The sequence below is a fragment of the Mesorhizobium sp. M0145 genome (genome assembly GCF_040322355.1).
Taxonomy (GTDB): Bacteria; Pseudomonadota; Alphaproteobacteria; order Rhizobiales; family Rhizobiaceae; genus Mesorhizobium.
The window spans coordinates 179,746-193,838 of the sequence record NZ_JAMYTK010000007.1 but is presented as its reverse complement, the minus strand read 5'-3'; the positions used below and the strand labels follow the sequence as shown (position 1 = coordinate 193,838).

Genomic DNA, 14,093 nt, shown 5'->3' with positions numbered 1-14,093 from the left:
AGCCCATGATCCAGAGACGCGTAGGGATCATGAAAGGATTCCAGCTAGAGAAAGTTTTTTCGACCGAATCCTTTTGCCATCGTCGAGCGTCTATAGGACGCTGCGCCCGATGGCGGGCGCCTCTGCCTGGGAGATACGCATGAAATCGACCCTTGTGCGATGACCGGATCCGCAATCGGCACGCCAGAAGGACGGGAGCCATTTGACCGGCTGCTCGGCGAATTACGGCCGAAACTGCACCGTTATTGCGCCCGCATGACCGGTTCGGTGATCGATGCCGAGGATGTCGTCCAGGAAGCTACCGTCAAGGCGCTCGAGGCGTTCCCCGGGACCGGGCCGATAGCCAATGTCGAGGGCTGGCTGTTTCGCATCGCGCACAATGCCGCGCTCGACCACCTACGCCGTCGTGCCAGGTTGGATGCCGCGCATATCGTTGAGGATATCGATATGATCCCTGACCCCGGTATGTCGGCCGAGGGTCGACACACCGCAGCCGCAAGCCTGCAGACCTTCATGCGCCTGCCCGCGACGCAGCGTAGCAGCGTCATCCTCATGGATGTGCTCGGCTATACGATCGAAGAGATCGGCAACATTATCGACAGCAGCGTTCCGGCGGTGAAAGCCGCACTGCATCGCGGCCGTTTGCGCCTGCGCGAAGTCTCCGGCGAGCCTGACGATCGGCCTGTGCCGGTGTTGGCCGAGCCCGAGCGGGCGCGTCTGGCAGCCTACGTGGAGCGGTTCAACGCCCGCGACTTCGATGCGATCCGCGACATGCTGGCCGAGGACGTCCGGCTTGACCTCGTCAACCGGCTCCGGACGAGTGGTCGCACGAAAGTGGGCCGGTACTTCCACAATTACGCGGGTATCCACGATTGGCGGCTGCTTCCAGGCCTGGTGGATCGGCAGCCAGCCATTCTTGTGATTGATCCGGACGACTCGGCCGGAGGGCTAAAATACTTTATCCTGCTGGAATGGGCCGGCGACAGATTGGCGAGAATTCGCGATTTCCGCTATGCGCGCTACACGCTTGATGGCGCCGAGGTGGTGCCTCTGCGGGCATAGCAATTCGCGTTTCATAATGCCGAACAAACACTGCCAGCTATTTTTGGATCGCGGCCGCTTGCCATCCAAGCGGCCGCCCCTTTTCCGCCGATCCTGCTTTAAGCCGGTTGCAACTCCCTGCGCGGCAGCGGCGGGAAGGCGATCGCAATCGCCATCGCGCCAAGCCCGACAAGGGCCGAGCCGATGAACAGCCAAGAATAGCTGGCATAGGCATCGAACACCATGCCGCCGGCGAGCGGGCCGAAAGCCATGCCGAGGCTGGACAGCATGGTTACTGCACCGAACACCGTACCGAGGATGCGCTGGCCGAAATATTCCCGCGCCAGCACCGCATAGAGCGGCATGACGCCGCCATAGGTGGCGCCGAAGATGACGGCGAGCGTGTAGAATTGACCAAGCTCGCTGACCGCAAGATAGGCTGCGATGACCACGGCCTGTATGGCCAGCCCGGTGATCAGCACCGGCTTGACGCCCAGCCGATCGGCAAGCACGCCGTAAAGCAGCCGGCCACCCAGCCCTGCCAGGCCCTCGATGCTGTAGATGCTGACCGCCGCCATCGGCGCTATGCCGCACAGCATGGCATAGCTCACCATGTGGAAGATCGGCCCGGAATGCGCCGCGCAGCAGGCAAAGAAGGTCAGTCCCAACACGATGAATTGCGGCGAGCGCAGCGCCTGCGGAACCGTCATGCCGGCACCCTCGGCGGCAACGTTTGGGGCAGCGCCGTCGGCAGCGGGCTTGGGCGGCTGGCGCACCAGAAGCGCGGCCGGCAGTAGCAGCACCCACGCGGTTATGCCGATGTCGAACATCGCGGTGCGCCAGTCGTAGGCCGAAATCAGCCAGCGGGCGAACGGCGAGATGGTCATTGGCGCCACGCCCATGCCGGCCGAGACCAGCGAGACGGCAAGGCTGCGGTTCGTGTCGAACCAGGCGGAGGTCAGCGCAATCATCGGCGCGAAGAAGGCACTTGCCGCGAGGCCGACGAGCACGCCGTAGGCCAACTGGAAAACGAGCAGCGAACCGGTGCGGCTGGCCAGGACCAGCGCCAGGCCAAGCAGCACGGCGCCGGTCATGACGACGATGCGGGCGCCAAAGCGGTCGTAAATGGCGCCCCAGGCGAAGCCGCCGAGGCCCATTACCAGGAAGTTCAGCGTCATCGCACTCGATATGCCGGCGCGCGACCATTGTGTGTCGAGCGCCATCGGTTCGAGAAAGATCGCCAGCGAGAACATCGCCCCGAGGGCGACACAGGTCATCAGCGCGCCAGCCGCGACGATAACCCAACGATAGGGAAGGCTCATTTCACTTTTCTCCCATGCCGGAAGCGTTGATACGGCACGACCTTTTCGAGCTCCGCCGAGCCGCTTGCGTCCGAAGGACGTTGGACATGTCTTGAATCCGACAATCCGGTTGCATTTTTTATCCAGTCGGCGCGATGGCGCCGTTCCACGGCTTTCTGGATTGACCGCGCACCATTCGAAGCTAGATTTCCAACCGGCGATCAGGAGCTGTCAAGCATGGCAAATCAGGAACTTCATCGCGGCCGTCTCATCGACCACCTCCAGTTGGTGGTCAGGGATCTCAAGGCCAGCCGTCGTTTCTACGAGGCGGTTCTCAACGTGCTCGGCATACCGATCGGTGGCGCCGGCAATGATTATTTCTGGGCCGACGAGCTGTTCATCTCCAGCCCCGACAGCCCGGCGGCCCTGGGAAAGCTGACCGGGCGCCACCACCTGGCCTTCCAGGCAAAGGACCGCGCGATGGTCGATGCCTTCTACAAGGCCGGCCTCGACGGCGGCGGCACCGACAATGGCGCGCCCGGCGAACGATCCTACCATCCCGGCTATTACGCCGCCTTCCTGCTCGACCCCGACGGCAACAATATCGAGGCCGTCCACCACGGCCCGGCCAGCCGCAGCGCCGATTCAGTGAAGATCACCTTCTAGCTTCCGGTAAGGGTGGTTCGCTTGCGCAAACGGCCGGCACGGTTGGTCTCTGGCAAAAGCTGGGTGTTTGCGTCATAGACCATGCGTCTGTCCTATCGCGTCAGCGCAGCCATTTGGCCTGCAAGGAAATCGACGAACAGCCGCGCCCGGACCGGCAGCTGTCGCCCGTACGCATGGACGATGTGCACCGGCATGGTTGGCATCGCCACCTCGGGCAGGATGCGGACCAGGCGACCCGTGTCGAGATCGTTCTGCACGGCAAACCGCATCAGATGCGCGATGCCGGCGCCGGCAAGTGCCGCATTGCGGATGGCGCCGCCGTCGTCGGTGTCTAACCGCCCATCCGGCACGATCATCGTACCGTCGGCAAACGTGACCGGATAAGGCCGGCCAGCCATCTGGTGGCGGACGAATTCATGGTCCCGTAAATCCTCGACCGATGCCGGACGGCCGCGCCGCTCGACATAGGCTGGTGAGGCCACCAGCATGATCGGCAGATTGGCGATCTTGCGCGCGACGAGCCCAGTGTCTGAGAGCGGCCCCATGCGCACCGCAACGTCATAGCCTTCGCGGATCAGGTCGGCGTGGCGGTCGGTGACGCTGAGCTCGACCTTCACTTCGCCATGCTGCGCAAGGAACGCTTGCGACCATGCGGCGATCAGGCCGCGACCGAGTTCGACCGGCGCTGTAACGCGCAGCAGGCCGCGCGCCGTATCGGCCATCTGGACGATGTCTTCGGCATCGTCCAGCGCCCTTAGCAGCGGCGCCACGCGCTCGTAGTAGGCGAGGCCTTCGCTGGTGAGCCCGAGCCGACGCGTCGAGCGCTGGATCAGCCTGACGCCGAGCCGGCGCTCGAGCCGCGCCACGCTTTTCGACACCGCCGACGGGCTGGAGCCGACCAGCCGGCTGGCGGCATGGAACGAGCCGGCATCGACCGTGCGGACGAAGGCGACGAGACCGGCGGTCTTTTCGAGGATGGTGGTCATTCCGGAATTCCAGGCACGAAAGAACGGATTGTGGGCACCATAATACGCGTTTCGATCATGATTAAATACCGCTCATCGTCAACAAAGGAGAGATTTGATGAGCAAGCTGAACGGCAAGGTCGCCATCGTCACCGGCGCCTCCAAGGGTATCGGCGCCGCCATCGCCAAGAGTCTTGCCACGGCCGGCGCCGCAGTGGTCGTCAACTACGCCTCGTCACGGGAAGGCGCCGACCGCGTCGTCGCCGAGATCGAGGACCGTGGCGGCCGCGCCGTCGCCGTCCAGGGCGACGTGTCGCAAGCGGCTGATGTGCGCCGCCTGTTCGAGGCGGCGAAATTGGAGCTTGGCGGGCTCGACATACTGGTCAACAATGCCGGAGTCTTCGCATTCGAGCCGCTGGAAGCGATTACCGAGGCCGAGTTTCACCGCGAGTTCGACACCAATGTGTTGGGCATCATTCTGACCACGCAAGCAGCAGTGAACCATTTTGGCGCGGGCGGCGGCAGCATCATCAACATAAGCTCGGTCGCCAGCCGCAATCCGCAGCCGAACTCGCTCGTCTACGCCGCGACCAAAGGTGCGGTGGACACGATCACGCTGTCGATGTCGCGGGAGCTCGGCGCACGCAACATCCGCGTCAACGCCATCGCGCCCGGCGGCATCGATACCGAGGGCCTCGCGCGCATCGGCATCATCGGCAGCGAATTCGAGAAGCAGATTATAGCCATGACGCCGCTCGGTCGCTTCGGCCTGCCCGACGACGTCGCCCGCGTCGCGGTGTTCCTCGCCTCCGACGAAGCGTCCTGGCTGACCGGCGAGCGCATCACCGCCTCCGGTGGCTGGCGATAGGCATGGAGGGCGCGAACCTGCCGGCTCGCGGACCGTGCTACCCGCGGCGCGACGCACCGCAATCGATGACGACAGCGATCTAAGCCCTATGTTTCGGCGAGGGAGGAGCGCCGTGCGCTATCGATGATGGCGCAATGCCAGGGAGGTAACGGATGACGGACGACGAAAAAGCAATCCGAAAGCTGGTCGGGACGTGGATGGATGCAAGCAAGCGTGGAGACATCGCGACCGTCCTCAGTTTAATGACGGACGACGCGATCTTCATGGTTCCCGGCCGGGAACCCTTCGACAAGGAGATCTTCGCGGCGGCCGCGCAGGAGACGGCCGGCGTTCATATCGACGGCACGAGCGATATCGTGGAACTACAGCTTCTCGGCAATTGGGCTTTCATCCGCAGCCGCATCGACATGACCGCGACCCCGCCGAATGGCGAGCCGGTCCATCGATCGGGATATGCGCTGACGCTCCTGCGCAAGGAGGCCGATGGTGCGTGGCGGCTCGCGCGCGACGCAAACTTGCTGACCGCGCAAGGCTAGAGCCGGTCTCCGGCATCTCTGCACCGGAAGGCGCGCCAGGGGGAGCGATTAGATGGCGAAGATGCGTTCAAGGTCGCCCTGAACAGCATTCTCCTCCTCCATCTGATCACACCGGCAAGAGGGCATTCGGTTTGACATCGGCGATGGAGGCGAAAGTGTGTGTTTCGCGCACGCCGGGCAGCGGCAGAATAACCCGCTGCAGGAAATCCTGGAACACCGCCATTTCAGCGATCCGCGCCTTGACCAGATAATCGAAACCGCCAACCACCATATGGCACTCCAGAACCTCCGGGGCTTTCGCCACGGCTTCGGCGAAGCGGTCAAAGACATGCGGCGCCGTGTGGTCAAGCCTGACCTCGATGAACACCAGCGTTCCCCTGCCGACCTTGCGCGGATCGAGCATAGCCCTGACCGCGGTGATGAACCCGTCGCGGAACAGGCGCTTCACCCGCTGGCTGGTTCCGGTCGGCGACAGCCCGACACGCCCGGCAAGATCAAGCGTCGTCCGGCGCCCATCCTCCTGCAGCAGCCGGAGCAGGCTGCGGTCTATCTGGTCGAGGTCGTCCATTTCACAATCCACTCTATCTCAGGGATATGTGTGCTGATTTCACGCAGAGATGCCAAAATCAACGTATTTCATCACATAAAACCTCGCAATAGCCTGCGCTTCCCTCACCCACTCAAAGCAGGTGTGGTGAGCCGATTTCGACGAACACAGGAGTGCAGGATGACCAAGGAAGCGTTCAGCCCAGCCGGCAAGAGTGCGGCGGAAATCAGCAAGGGAGCGACCGAGATCCTGGTGCTGAGCGAAGCCGACGTGATGGCGTGCATCGACCTCAGCCAGCTTCTCGATGTTCTGGAAGACGGCTTCAAGGCGCTGTCACAAGGTAAGGTCGTCAATCCACCCCGACCACAGCTCGACATTCCCGGAGCCGGCTACAGCCTCGCCATGCCGGCCTGGATGGATGACATGAACCTGACCGTCAAGATCGTCAATGTCTTCGAAGGCAACCTGGCCAAGAACCTGCCCAGCCATCTCGCCACCATCAGCCTGTTCGATCCGCTGTCCGGCCTGCCGGTCTGCATCATGGACGGCACTTTCATAACCGCGGTGCGAACCTCCGGCTCCGCCGTGCTGTCGGTGCGCGCGCTTGCCCGCCGGGATGCCAGGATAGCGACAGTGATCGGCGCCGGCGTGCAGGCCAACCAGCACCTGCATCTGTTGCCGCTGGTGCGCGACTTTGCCGAAATCCGGGTCGTTTCGAAGAGCTTCGATGATGCGGCAGCGCTTGCCCGGCTGCATCCGTCGGTGGTGGCGGTCGCCAACCTCGAGGCGGCAGTGCGCAGTTCCGACGTGGTGTGCCTGGCGACCCACTCCTACCAGCCGGTGATCGACGCAGGCTGGGTTCAGCCGGGCACGCATGTCTCGTCGGTCGGGGTGGCGCCGCCTGGCGGAGAAATGCCGATCGAGCTCATCGGCAAATCCAGTCTTTTTGTCGAAACCAAGGATGCGTTCAAACCGACCCCGGTCGGTTCTTGCGAGCTTGCCGGCTTCGACCCGGCTTTCGGCACCGAGCTTGGCGCCATGCTGCTCGACCGCGCGCCGGGTCGCGTTTCGAATCAACAGATCACCACCTACAAGGCGATGGGCATTGCGATGGAAGACATGGTCGCCGCCGACCTCGCCTATCGTTGCGCCAAGCGTCTGCGCAAGGGAAAGCTCATCGTGCTGTAGGCGCGCGCCGCGAGCCAGGCGGGATCGACGGTGCTGACAATGGCGCTTTCGTGGGAGCGTTGGGGCTAAAGGCCGGCCCCTCAGGCCGGCTCGCGCTTCAATGCCTGCGCCATGCAGTGGATGCCGCCGCCGGTCTTCGATATCTCGCTCATGTCGATGGCCGCCACCTCGAAGCCGCGCGCCTTGAGCTGGCCGATCAGCGTCTGGCTCGAGGTCGGGGCGATCACCCGGTCCTTGCCCAGCGACATGAAGTTACAGCCGAGCGCCATCGTGTCCTGGAAAGGCACGTCGATGATCTCGTGGCCCTTGCCCTTCAGCCAGTCGACGATGCCCGGTTCCGTGCAGGCGAGGCAAACGGCGGTCAGCTTTTCGGCGATCGGCACCACCATCAGGTCGATATGGACGTAATATTCGTCGATGAAGGCGATGCGGGTCTCCCAGCCCTCCTTGTCGAACCAGGCCTGCACCTGGCGCGCGCCCTCTTCCTGCGTGCGGGCGCCGCCGCAGCCGATCAGCACCACGCCGTCCTCGATGACATTGAAGTCGCCGCCCTCGAACGTGCCCGCGGTGACCATGTCGTAGATCGGAATGCCGAGCTTCTCATAGGTGCGGATCGCCGCGTAGTTCTCGCCGCGCCGCCACCACTGGGCCATGGCGGTGATGATGGCGCCATACGGCGTCATGACGCTGGAATCGCGCGAGTAGACCTGCATCGGCAGTTCCGGCGTCGGCTCGTGCCAGTGGATGTTGACACCGAAATGCTCATAGGCGGCGACCAGATCCTTGTGCTGCGCTTGCGCGATCTGGACGTTGCATGGCGCTTCGCGCAGATGCTTGCGCGACAGCGAGCTGGTCGAGAGATGGCGCAGGAAATTCGGCGAGCCGAGCAGCACGTCGGTCAGCACGTCGGTCTCGTTGGCGAAGCCCCAGGCGGTCAGCGGCTTGGTTCCGCCGGCCGGGTTGCGGCGCTGCAGCGAAAACGGCTCGGTGACGATGCGGTCATGGACGGTCATGGGGTTTCTCCTCGTGAAGGGCGGCTTGGTTGATCATGCGGCTTGGTTGCCTGGTATCCACCAATCCCGTCCGCGCGGGGTGGTGATGTATTCCGGCCAGCGAAATCCGATTGGCGGATCGTAGTCGCAGAGCGGCGCGATCCAGTTCGAGCCACCGATGCCGCCGCCGGTGCGGGTGACGAATTCATCCATCGCAGCGTCGCGGGCGGCCTTGTCTTCCAACAGGCGAAGTGCTGCCAGCGCGACCGTCTTTGCGGCGCAGATGACCATCGGATCGATGGTGGCAGAAATGCCGCCCAGCGCATTCATCGCCCAGGACGGAAACGCGTGGCCGTTCTCGGATCGCAGCGCCGGCCGGGCGACGTAGAATCGTGCCGTCGGCGTGTGCCACGACATGTCGGTGTAATCGTCGGAGGTCGAATTGAGCTGCGACGGCGGCAGGTCGCGGCGCAGGATCGCCTCTGCATCCTGCGGCGCAATGAGCTGCTCCAGCTCGGCGATGAACGGCTCGTCGGTCGCCGCCCCGCCGGCATTGACCTGGATTTCGCGGGCGATCGCCTTGGCCGTCTCGTCCCAATACGGCGGCCCGACCGCCGCCAGCGCGTCGAAGGCAATGCCGGCCATGACATGATTGGCCAGCCCCGGCCGCGACTTCGACACCCAGTGCCGCTCATGGCGGCAGCCGCTCATCCTGGCTGCGGCCTCCGCATTGCGGTCGAGCAAGGCTGTCACCTGCTCGGCCATGGCAAGCGTCGGCACGCGGATCATGTACTGGATCTCGGCCAGCCCGGCCGGCAGATTGTCGGCGGTCGCCTGGCCCGCCGTCAGGATCGCCTCGCTGATCGACCAGCCGCCCTGATGCGGCAGCATGGAATCGCGCAGCGCCTTGGACGCCATGTACATCATCATCAGCGCGTCGTTAGCGCCGGGCGCCCTGACCGCCGAATGCGCCTGCGGGATGGGTGCTGCATCGCTTGCGCGAACCCAATTTTCGGGTTCGTCGCACACAAAGCGGTAGATCATCGCATAGGCCGCACCGCAATGCGTGTCCCAGCGCGCGGTATTGCAGAGCGGCAGCATATAAAAAGGATGGAACGAGATCATGCCCGCCAGCCCATCGTAATAGCCCTTCGCGGCATGGATCGGCTTCGACCCGCGCACCTTCTCCGCCGGCTCGCCGGTGAAGCGCAGCGTGCCTGATATGCCGTGGCGCTGCATCGCCGCCTTGGTCGCCAGCAGCCCGCCGAGGCTGGCAATGCCGAGGCCGGAATGCGGATCGGTGTGGCCGCCGGCCTGTTCGCCGAGGCCAGGGCGCGGTCGCTTCACCGTCGCCGCATCCTGGCAATTGCCAGGCACCGCGTCGTACTCGGCATACATGCCGATGGTCGGGCCGGTCCCGTTGGTCCAGTGGGCGCAGAAGGCGGTCGGCATGCCGCCCGATCCTTCCTCGACCGAAAACCCTTCGTGCTTCAACTGCTCCACATACCAGGCCGCCGACTGGTATTCGCGCCAGGCGGTCTCGCCGAAATCGAAGATGGTCCGCGTCCACGCCGACAGCGACGGCTGGATGTCGTCCAGACAGGCAAGCGCGGTCGCTTGCGCCGAGGTCACCGGTATTTTCATCCGTCAAAGAAAGCAGTGAAGCGCCTCGCCAAAAAGTGATATGTTTTTCCGGCTCATGCAAATTCGGTTCACCTCTTGAGAATTCCCTCGACGCAGGCGCTGCGCGCCCTCGACAGTTTTGCCCGCCACGGCAGCGTCTGGCGCGCCGCCGACGAACTGCATCTGACCCGCAGCGCAGTCAGCCATCAGCTTCGCCTGCTCGAACGCGATCTCGGCTTCGACCTGCTCGAGCGAATCGGCAAGGGCGTGGCACTGACGCCGCGCGGCCAGCGCTATGCCAGCGACGTGCGCAAGGCGCTGACGGTGCTGGGCGACGCGGTGACGCGCCATGCCGGCACCGGCATCGGCGGCTCGTTCAGCGTCAGTTGTACGCCGGGTTTCGCCTCGCTGTTCCTGTGCACCCATATCGGCGAGTTCCGGCAGATGTACCCCGATGTCGCGCTGCGCATCCTGACGCCGCGCCGTCTCGACGACGTCAGCAATGCCGAGGCCGATGCCTTCATCGCCTTCGGCGTCGGCAATTGGCCGAACCGCGCGGTCGAGCTGTTGTGCGGGATCTCCTTTACGCCGCTGTGCAGCCCGACGCTGCTCAACAAGATCGGCGGCTTCTCCAAGCCGGCAGACGTGCTGCGCGCCAATCTCCTGCATCTCGGTGACACCGAGGACTGGGCGCGCTGGCTGGCGCTGTCCAAGGTCGAGAACCCCGACCCGGAAGGCGGCATCTTCTTTTCCGACATGAACCTGGTCTTTTCGGCGGCGATCGCCGGCCAAGGCATCGCTATGGGCGACGAGCTGACCAGCGGCCGGGCACTGAGCGAAGGCCGGCTGGTCCGCCCCTTCGACATAGCGATCAATTCACCGCGCTCGTATTTTCTGGTTTCCGAGCACGCCAAGGCGGCGCATCCGGTGCTGGAGGCGTTTGGGCGGTGGCTGAGGTCGAAGCTGTCGGAGAACCAGCGTTAATCTCCCCCCTCGAGGGGGAGATGGCCGCGAAGCGGCCAGAGGGGGTCGGTCCAACTGGGCTCGGCCTGCTGCTGCAGAGGAGGTTGGCACTTCAAGCGAAGCGACCCCCTCTGTCGCCTTCGGCGACATCTCCCCCTCGAGGGGGGAGATTGGCGCATAGATGAATCAAATTTGCCGGTCAGGCGAAAACTATTCGGTTGCGGTGAGCCGCCGCCCTGCCTACGATTTCGCCTACGCTAAGGAAAGGGCAGGATGCAGCAACCCGGCCGGGCCGCAGAGATCAAGGCAATCGGGATCGGCAAGAGCTTCGGCTCGTTCCGTGCGTTGGACGATCTGACGCTCGAAATCGGCCGTGGCGAGTTCCTCACCTTGCTCGGCCCCTCCGGTTCCGGCAAGACCACCTTCCTGATGATCCTTGCCGGCTTCATTCAGCCGACCGACGGTCGCCTTTACAGCGACGGCGTCGATATCACCGAGCGGCCGGCCGAGCAGCGCGCCGCCGGCATGGTGTTCCAGGGCTACGCGCTGTTCCCGCATATGAGCGTCGAGGCCAACATTGCCTTCCCACTCAAGGTGCGCAAGAAATCGGCGGCCGAGATCAAGCGCCGCGTCGGCGAAATGATCGAGCGCGTCGGGCTCAAGGGCCACGAGAAGAAACTGCCGTCGCAATTGTCCGGTGGCCAGCAGCAGCGGGTCGCGCTGGCGCGGGCGCTGGTGTTCGAGCCTGGTGTGCTTTTGCTCGACGAGCCGTTTTCGGCGCTCGACAAGGGCCTGCGCGGCCAGATGCAGGCCGAGATGAAGCGGCTGCACCAGGAGACCGGCACCACCTTCGTCTTCGTCACCCATGACCAGAGCGAGGCGCTGGCGTTGTCGTCGCGCGTCGCGATCTTCAACCATGGCAAATTGCTGCAGGTCGGCGCACCGGACGAGGTCTACGACCGGCCGGACAACCGCTTCGTCGCCGAGTTCCTCGGCGAGATCAACATGCTGCCGCTGAAGGGCGTGCGCCCGGCCGACAATGGCTCGACGGGCGTCTGCGAAGACCGCGCCATCAGCATGCGCTGCAAGGCCGAGAAGGTCCGTGGCGACGCCATCCTGGCGATCCGGCCCGAATACATGTCGATCGCGCCGGAAGCGGCAGCGGGCGAGAACGGCATTGCCGCAACTGCCGTCGCCTCGACCTATCTTGGCGCTGCGACGCGGCTTGATCTGACGACGCGCCAGGGCGCCAAGGTGACGGTCTCGGTGCCGAACGAGGTCGCCGCCTCTGCCCTCAGCAAGGGCAATTCCGTCTGGCTGACCTGGCCGGCGGAAAAGGGTTTCCTCCTTCCGGACGGAGGACAATGACGATCAGCGTGGCGAATTCGCCACGCTGACTTTCGGGAAATATCAACGACAAAAAAGGGGAACTGACATGACAAACCAAACCAAGAAAAATTCCATCGAGGCGCTATCCGCCAGGGCAGTGCGCGGCGAGATCTCGCGCCGGCAGTTCACGCAGCTGGCAGGGCTGGTGCTGGCCGGCACGCCGATGCTGCTGCGCTCGACCGGCGCCTTTGCCGCGGCTAAGGAACTGGTGCTGGTCAACTGGGGCGGCGACGCCATCACCGCCTATGACGCCGCTTACGGTCAGGCCTTCACCAAGGAGACCGGCATTGTCGTCAAGATGGATGGCTCCGGCCCGACCGAAGGCGCGATCGCGGCGCAGTTCAAGAGCGGCGCCCCGACCTGGGACCTGGTCGACGTCGACCCGTTCTCAGCGATCACGCTCGGCGCCCAAGGCATGCTCGAGCCGATCGACTATGCGATCGTCGACAAGAAGAAGATGCGCGAGGGCTTCGGCTGGGAATACGCCGCCTCGACCTATTTCTTCTCCTATGTCATCGCCTACGATGCCGAGAAATACGGCAGCCAGGCACCGACCGGCATGGCCGACTTCTTCGACGTGGCAAAATTCCCCGGCAAGCGCTCGCTCTACAAATGGGGCGTGTCGAGCTGGGAAGCGGCACTGCTCGCCGACGGCATCGCGCCGGCCTCGCTCTACCCGCTCGACCTCAAGCGCGCGCATGACAAGATCGCCGCCTTCAAGGAAAACGTCGTCGCCTATTGGGGTGGCGGCGCCGAAAGCCAGAGCGTGCTGCTCAATGGCGAGGCCTCGATGGCGATCGTCTGGTCGACGCGGGCTTCGCTCATCGAGCAGGATTCCGGGGGCAAGATCAAGTTCATCTGGGACCAGGGCCTGATCTCGCCCGGCGCGCTCGCCGTGCTCAAGGGCAATCCCGGCGGCAAGGACGCGGCGATGAAGTTCATCGCCAGCACCCAGGACCCGGAGAAGGAACTCATCATGTTCGACAAGCTCGGTCAGGGTCCGGCCAACCCGGCCGCCGACGCGCTGATCCCCGCCGACAAGAAGCGCATCAACCCGGTCGATCCCGAGAACATGAAGAAGCAGATTCCGCTCGACATGGATTGGTACGCCAAGAACTACGGGGCAGCACTCGACGAATACACGAAGATCATCTCCGCCTGACAAGCCGGGATAACCGGATGAGAGCATACCTCTCCGACAGGATGGGCGCGGCGCTGTTGATGGCGCCGCTGCTCCTCTTTCTTGTGCTGGCCTACGCCTGGCCATTCCTTGGCGTGGTTAAATGGAGCTTCACCCTGCCCACGCCGGGGCTGGGGCAGTACAATGCGCTGCTCACGGATCAGTTGGTGCAGTCGGTCTTCATCCGCACGCTGCGTATCGCCGCGATCGTGACGATCGTTTCGGTTGCCGCCGCCTACGCCATCACCGTTGTCTGGGTACGCGGCACGCCGGTGCAGCGCGTCGTGGCCGAGTTCTGCATCCTGGTGCCGTTCTGGATCTCGGTGCTGACGCGCGCCTTCGGCTGGGTGGCGCTTTTGTCCAATCGCGGCCTGATCAACACCTGGCTGCAGGCGGTCGGCTTCATCTCGGAGCCGCTGGCGCTGGTGCGCAACGAGTTCGGCGTTATCGTCGGCATGACGCATTTCCTCATCCCCTTCGCGGTGTTTCCACTGGCCTCTTCGATGCGAAGCCTCGACGACCGTGTGCTGCTGGCGGCGCGCGGCCTCGGCTCCAGCCGCATGCGCACCTTCTGGTCGGTGTTCGTGCCGATGACCCGCTCCGGCATCATCGGCTCGGCGCTGATCGTCTTCGTCTTTTCGCTCGGCTTCTTCGTCACGCCGGCGATTCTCGGCGGCGGCCGCAGCGTGATGATCGCTGAGCTGATCTATCTCCGCATCTTCCAGAGCCCAGACTGGGGCCTGGGCGCGGCGATCAGCGTGGTGCTGGTGTTATTCGTCGGCGCGCTGATGGCGCTGCTTTTCCGCTATATCAGGCCGAAGCAGTTGGTGTAGC

General features: G+C 64.1%; 14 protein-coding genes. 9 read left to right on the top strand and 5 right to left on the bottom strand.

Annotated elements, in window-relative coordinates; genetic code table 11:
- The first annotated feature begins 159 nt into the window (after window positions 1–159).
- Complete coding sequence (locus NKJ28_RS13940; protein WP_352636024.1) at window positions 160–1,062, top strand: sigma-70 family RNA polymerase sigma factor; 903 nt, start codon at window positions 160–162, stop codon at window positions 1,060–1,062.
- A 98-nt stretch (window positions 1,063–1,160) separates the two neighbouring features.
- On the opposite strand, the gene NKJ28_RS13935 is transcribed toward NKJ28_RS13940, so the two are convergent.
- Entirely contained in the window at window positions 1,161–2,363 is a 1,203-nt protein-coding gene (locus NKJ28_RS13935) for an MFS transporter (RefSeq protein ID WP_023677280.1), read from the bottom strand.
- Between the two features lie 216 nt (window positions 2,364–2,579).
- Between NKJ28_RS13935 and NKJ28_RS13930 the strand changes: the two genes are divergently transcribed.
- On the top strand, window positions 2,580–3,008 hold the full coding sequence (locus NKJ28_RS13930; protein WP_352636021.1) for a VOC family protein: 429 nt from the start codon (window positions 2,580–2,582) through the stop codon (window positions 3,006–3,008).
- Between the two features lie 92 nt (window positions 3,009–3,100).
- Here the strand turns inward: NKJ28_RS13930 and NKJ28_RS13925 are convergent, their stop codons facing one another.
- Window positions 3,101–3,994 (bottom strand): LysR family transcriptional regulator, encoded by an 894-nt coding sequence (locus tag NKJ28_RS13925; protein WP_352636019.1) that lies wholly within the window; start codon window positions 3,992–3,994, stop codon window positions 3,101–3,103.
- A gap of 97 nt (window positions 3,995–4,091) precedes the next feature.
- Between NKJ28_RS13925 and NKJ28_RS13920 the strand changes: the two genes are divergently transcribed.
- Together NKJ28_RS13920 and NKJ28_RS13915 are read left to right on the top strand one after the other, a co-directional pair.
- Window positions 4,092–4,841 (top strand): SDR family NAD(P)-dependent oxidoreductase, encoded by a 750-nt coding sequence (locus NKJ28_RS13920; protein WP_352636017.1) that lies wholly within the window; start codon window positions 4,092–4,094, stop codon window positions 4,839–4,841.
- Window positions 4,842–4,993: 152 nt separating this feature from the next.
- The gene (locus tag NKJ28_RS13915) at window positions 4,994–5,377 is read left to right on the top strand and encodes a YybH family protein (RefSeq protein WP_352636015.1); all 384 of its coding nucleotides are present in this window, start codon (window positions 4,994–4,996) and stop codon (window positions 5,375–5,377) included.
- Window positions 5,378–5,483: 106 nt separating this feature from the next.
- Here the strand turns inward: NKJ28_RS13915 and NKJ28_RS13910 are convergent, their stop codons facing one another.
- Window positions 5,484–5,945, bottom strand: a complete 462-nt coding sequence (locus NKJ28_RS13910; RefSeq protein ID WP_023720584.1) for an Lrp/AsnC family transcriptional regulator — start codon at window positions 5,943–5,945, stop codon at window positions 5,484–5,486.
- A 159-nt stretch (window positions 5,946–6,104) separates the two neighbouring features.
- Between NKJ28_RS13910 and NKJ28_RS13905 the strand changes: the two genes are divergently transcribed.
- Window positions 6,105–7,112, top strand: coding sequence for an ornithine cyclodeaminase family protein (locus NKJ28_RS13905; protein ID WP_352636013.1), 1,008 nt, complete (start codon window positions 6,105–6,107; stop codon window positions 7,110–7,112).
- Between the two features lie 80 nt (window positions 7,113–7,192).
- Here NKJ28_RS13905 and NKJ28_RS13900 read toward each other — a convergent pair whose 3' ends face one another.
- Complete coding sequence (locus NKJ28_RS13900; protein WP_352578476.1) at window positions 7,193–8,125, bottom strand: dimethylarginine dimethylaminohydrolase family protein; 933 nt, start codon at window positions 8,123–8,125, stop codon at window positions 7,193–7,195.
- A 33-nt stretch (window positions 8,126–8,158) separates the two neighbouring features.
- Window positions 8,159–9,748, bottom strand: a complete 1,590-nt coding sequence (locus NKJ28_RS13895; RefSeq protein WP_352636011.1) for a zinc-binding metallopeptidase family protein — start codon at window positions 9,746–9,748, stop codon at window positions 8,159–8,161.
- 75 nt (window positions 9,749–9,823) lie between these two features.
- Between NKJ28_RS13895 and NKJ28_RS13890 the strand changes: the two genes are divergently transcribed.
- From NKJ28_RS13890 to NKJ28_RS13875, 4 genes are all read left to right on the top strand, one after another.
- Window positions 9,824–10,711, top strand: coding sequence for a LysR substrate-binding domain-containing protein (locus NKJ28_RS13890; protein ID WP_023677271.1), 888 nt, complete (start codon window positions 9,824–9,826; stop codon window positions 10,709–10,711).
- Between the two features lie 252 nt (window positions 10,712–10,963).
- On the top strand, window positions 10,964–12,058 hold the full coding sequence (locus NKJ28_RS13885) for an ABC transporter ATP-binding protein (RefSeq protein WP_352636009.1): 1,095 nt from the start codon (window positions 10,964–10,966) through the stop codon (window positions 12,056–12,058).
- A gap of 67 nt (window positions 12,059–12,125) precedes the next feature.
- Complete coding sequence (locus NKJ28_RS13880; protein ID WP_352636007.1) at window positions 12,126–13,241, top strand: ABC transporter substrate-binding protein; 1,116 nt, start codon at window positions 12,126–12,128, stop codon at window positions 13,239–13,241.
- Window positions 13,242–13,258: 17 nt separating this feature from the next.
- Window positions 13,259–14,092, top strand: coding sequence for an ABC transporter permease (locus NKJ28_RS13875; RefSeq protein WP_031194462.1), 834 nt, complete (start codon window positions 13,259–13,261; stop codon window positions 14,090–14,092).
- Window position 14,093: the final 1 nt, after the last annotated feature.

Excerpts from the sequence above, each read along its gene's own strand:
- NKJ28_RS13940 (WP_352636024.1), top strand. The coding sequence starts at position 160 with ATGACCGGATCCGCAATCGGCACGCCAGAAGGACGGGAGCCATTTGAC.
- NKJ28_RS13935 (WP_023677280.1), bottom strand. The coding sequence starts at position 2,363 with ATGAGCCTTCCCTATCGTTGGGTTATCGTCGCGGCTGGCGCGCTGATG.
- NKJ28_RS13930 (WP_352636021.1), top strand. The coding sequence starts at position 2,580 with ATGGCAAATCAGGAACTTCATCGCGGCCGTCTCATCGACCACCTCCAG.
- NKJ28_RS13925 (WP_352636019.1), bottom strand. The coding sequence starts at position 3,994 with ATGACCACCATCCTCGAAAAGACCGCCGGTCTCGTCGCCTTCGTCCGC.
- NKJ28_RS13920 (WP_352636017.1), top strand. The coding sequence starts at position 4,092 with ATGAGCAAGCTGAACGGCAAGGTCGCCATCGTCACCGGCGCCTCCAAG.
- NKJ28_RS13915 (WP_352636015.1), top strand. The coding sequence starts at position 4,994 with ATGACGGACGACGAAAAAGCAATCCGAAAGCTGGTCGGGACGTGGATG.
- NKJ28_RS13910 (WP_023720584.1), bottom strand. The coding sequence starts at position 5,945 with ATGGACGACCTCGACCAGATAGACCGCAGCCTGCTCCGGCTGCTGCAG.
- NKJ28_RS13905 (WP_352636013.1), top strand. The coding sequence starts at position 6,105 with ATGACCAAGGAAGCGTTCAGCCCAGCCGGCAAGAGTGCGGCGGAAATC.
- NKJ28_RS13900 (WP_352578476.1), bottom strand. The coding sequence starts at position 8,125 with ATGACCGTCCATGACCGCATCGTCACCGAGCCGTTTTCGCTGCAGCGC.
- NKJ28_RS13895 (WP_352636011.1), bottom strand. The coding sequence starts at position 9,748 with ATGAAAATACCGGTGACCTCGGCGCAAGCGACCGCGCTTGCCTGTCTG.
- NKJ28_RS13885 (WP_352636009.1), top strand. The coding sequence starts at position 10,964 with ATGCAGCAACCCGGCCGGGCCGCAGAGATCAAGGCAATCGGGATCGGC.
- NKJ28_RS13880 (WP_352636007.1), top strand. The coding sequence starts at position 12,126 with ATGACAAACCAAACCAAGAAAAATTCCATCGAGGCGCTATCCGCCAGG.
- NKJ28_RS13875 (WP_031194462.1), top strand. The coding sequence starts at position 13,259 with ATGAGAGCATACCTCTCCGACAGGATGGGCGCGGCGCTGTTGATGGCG.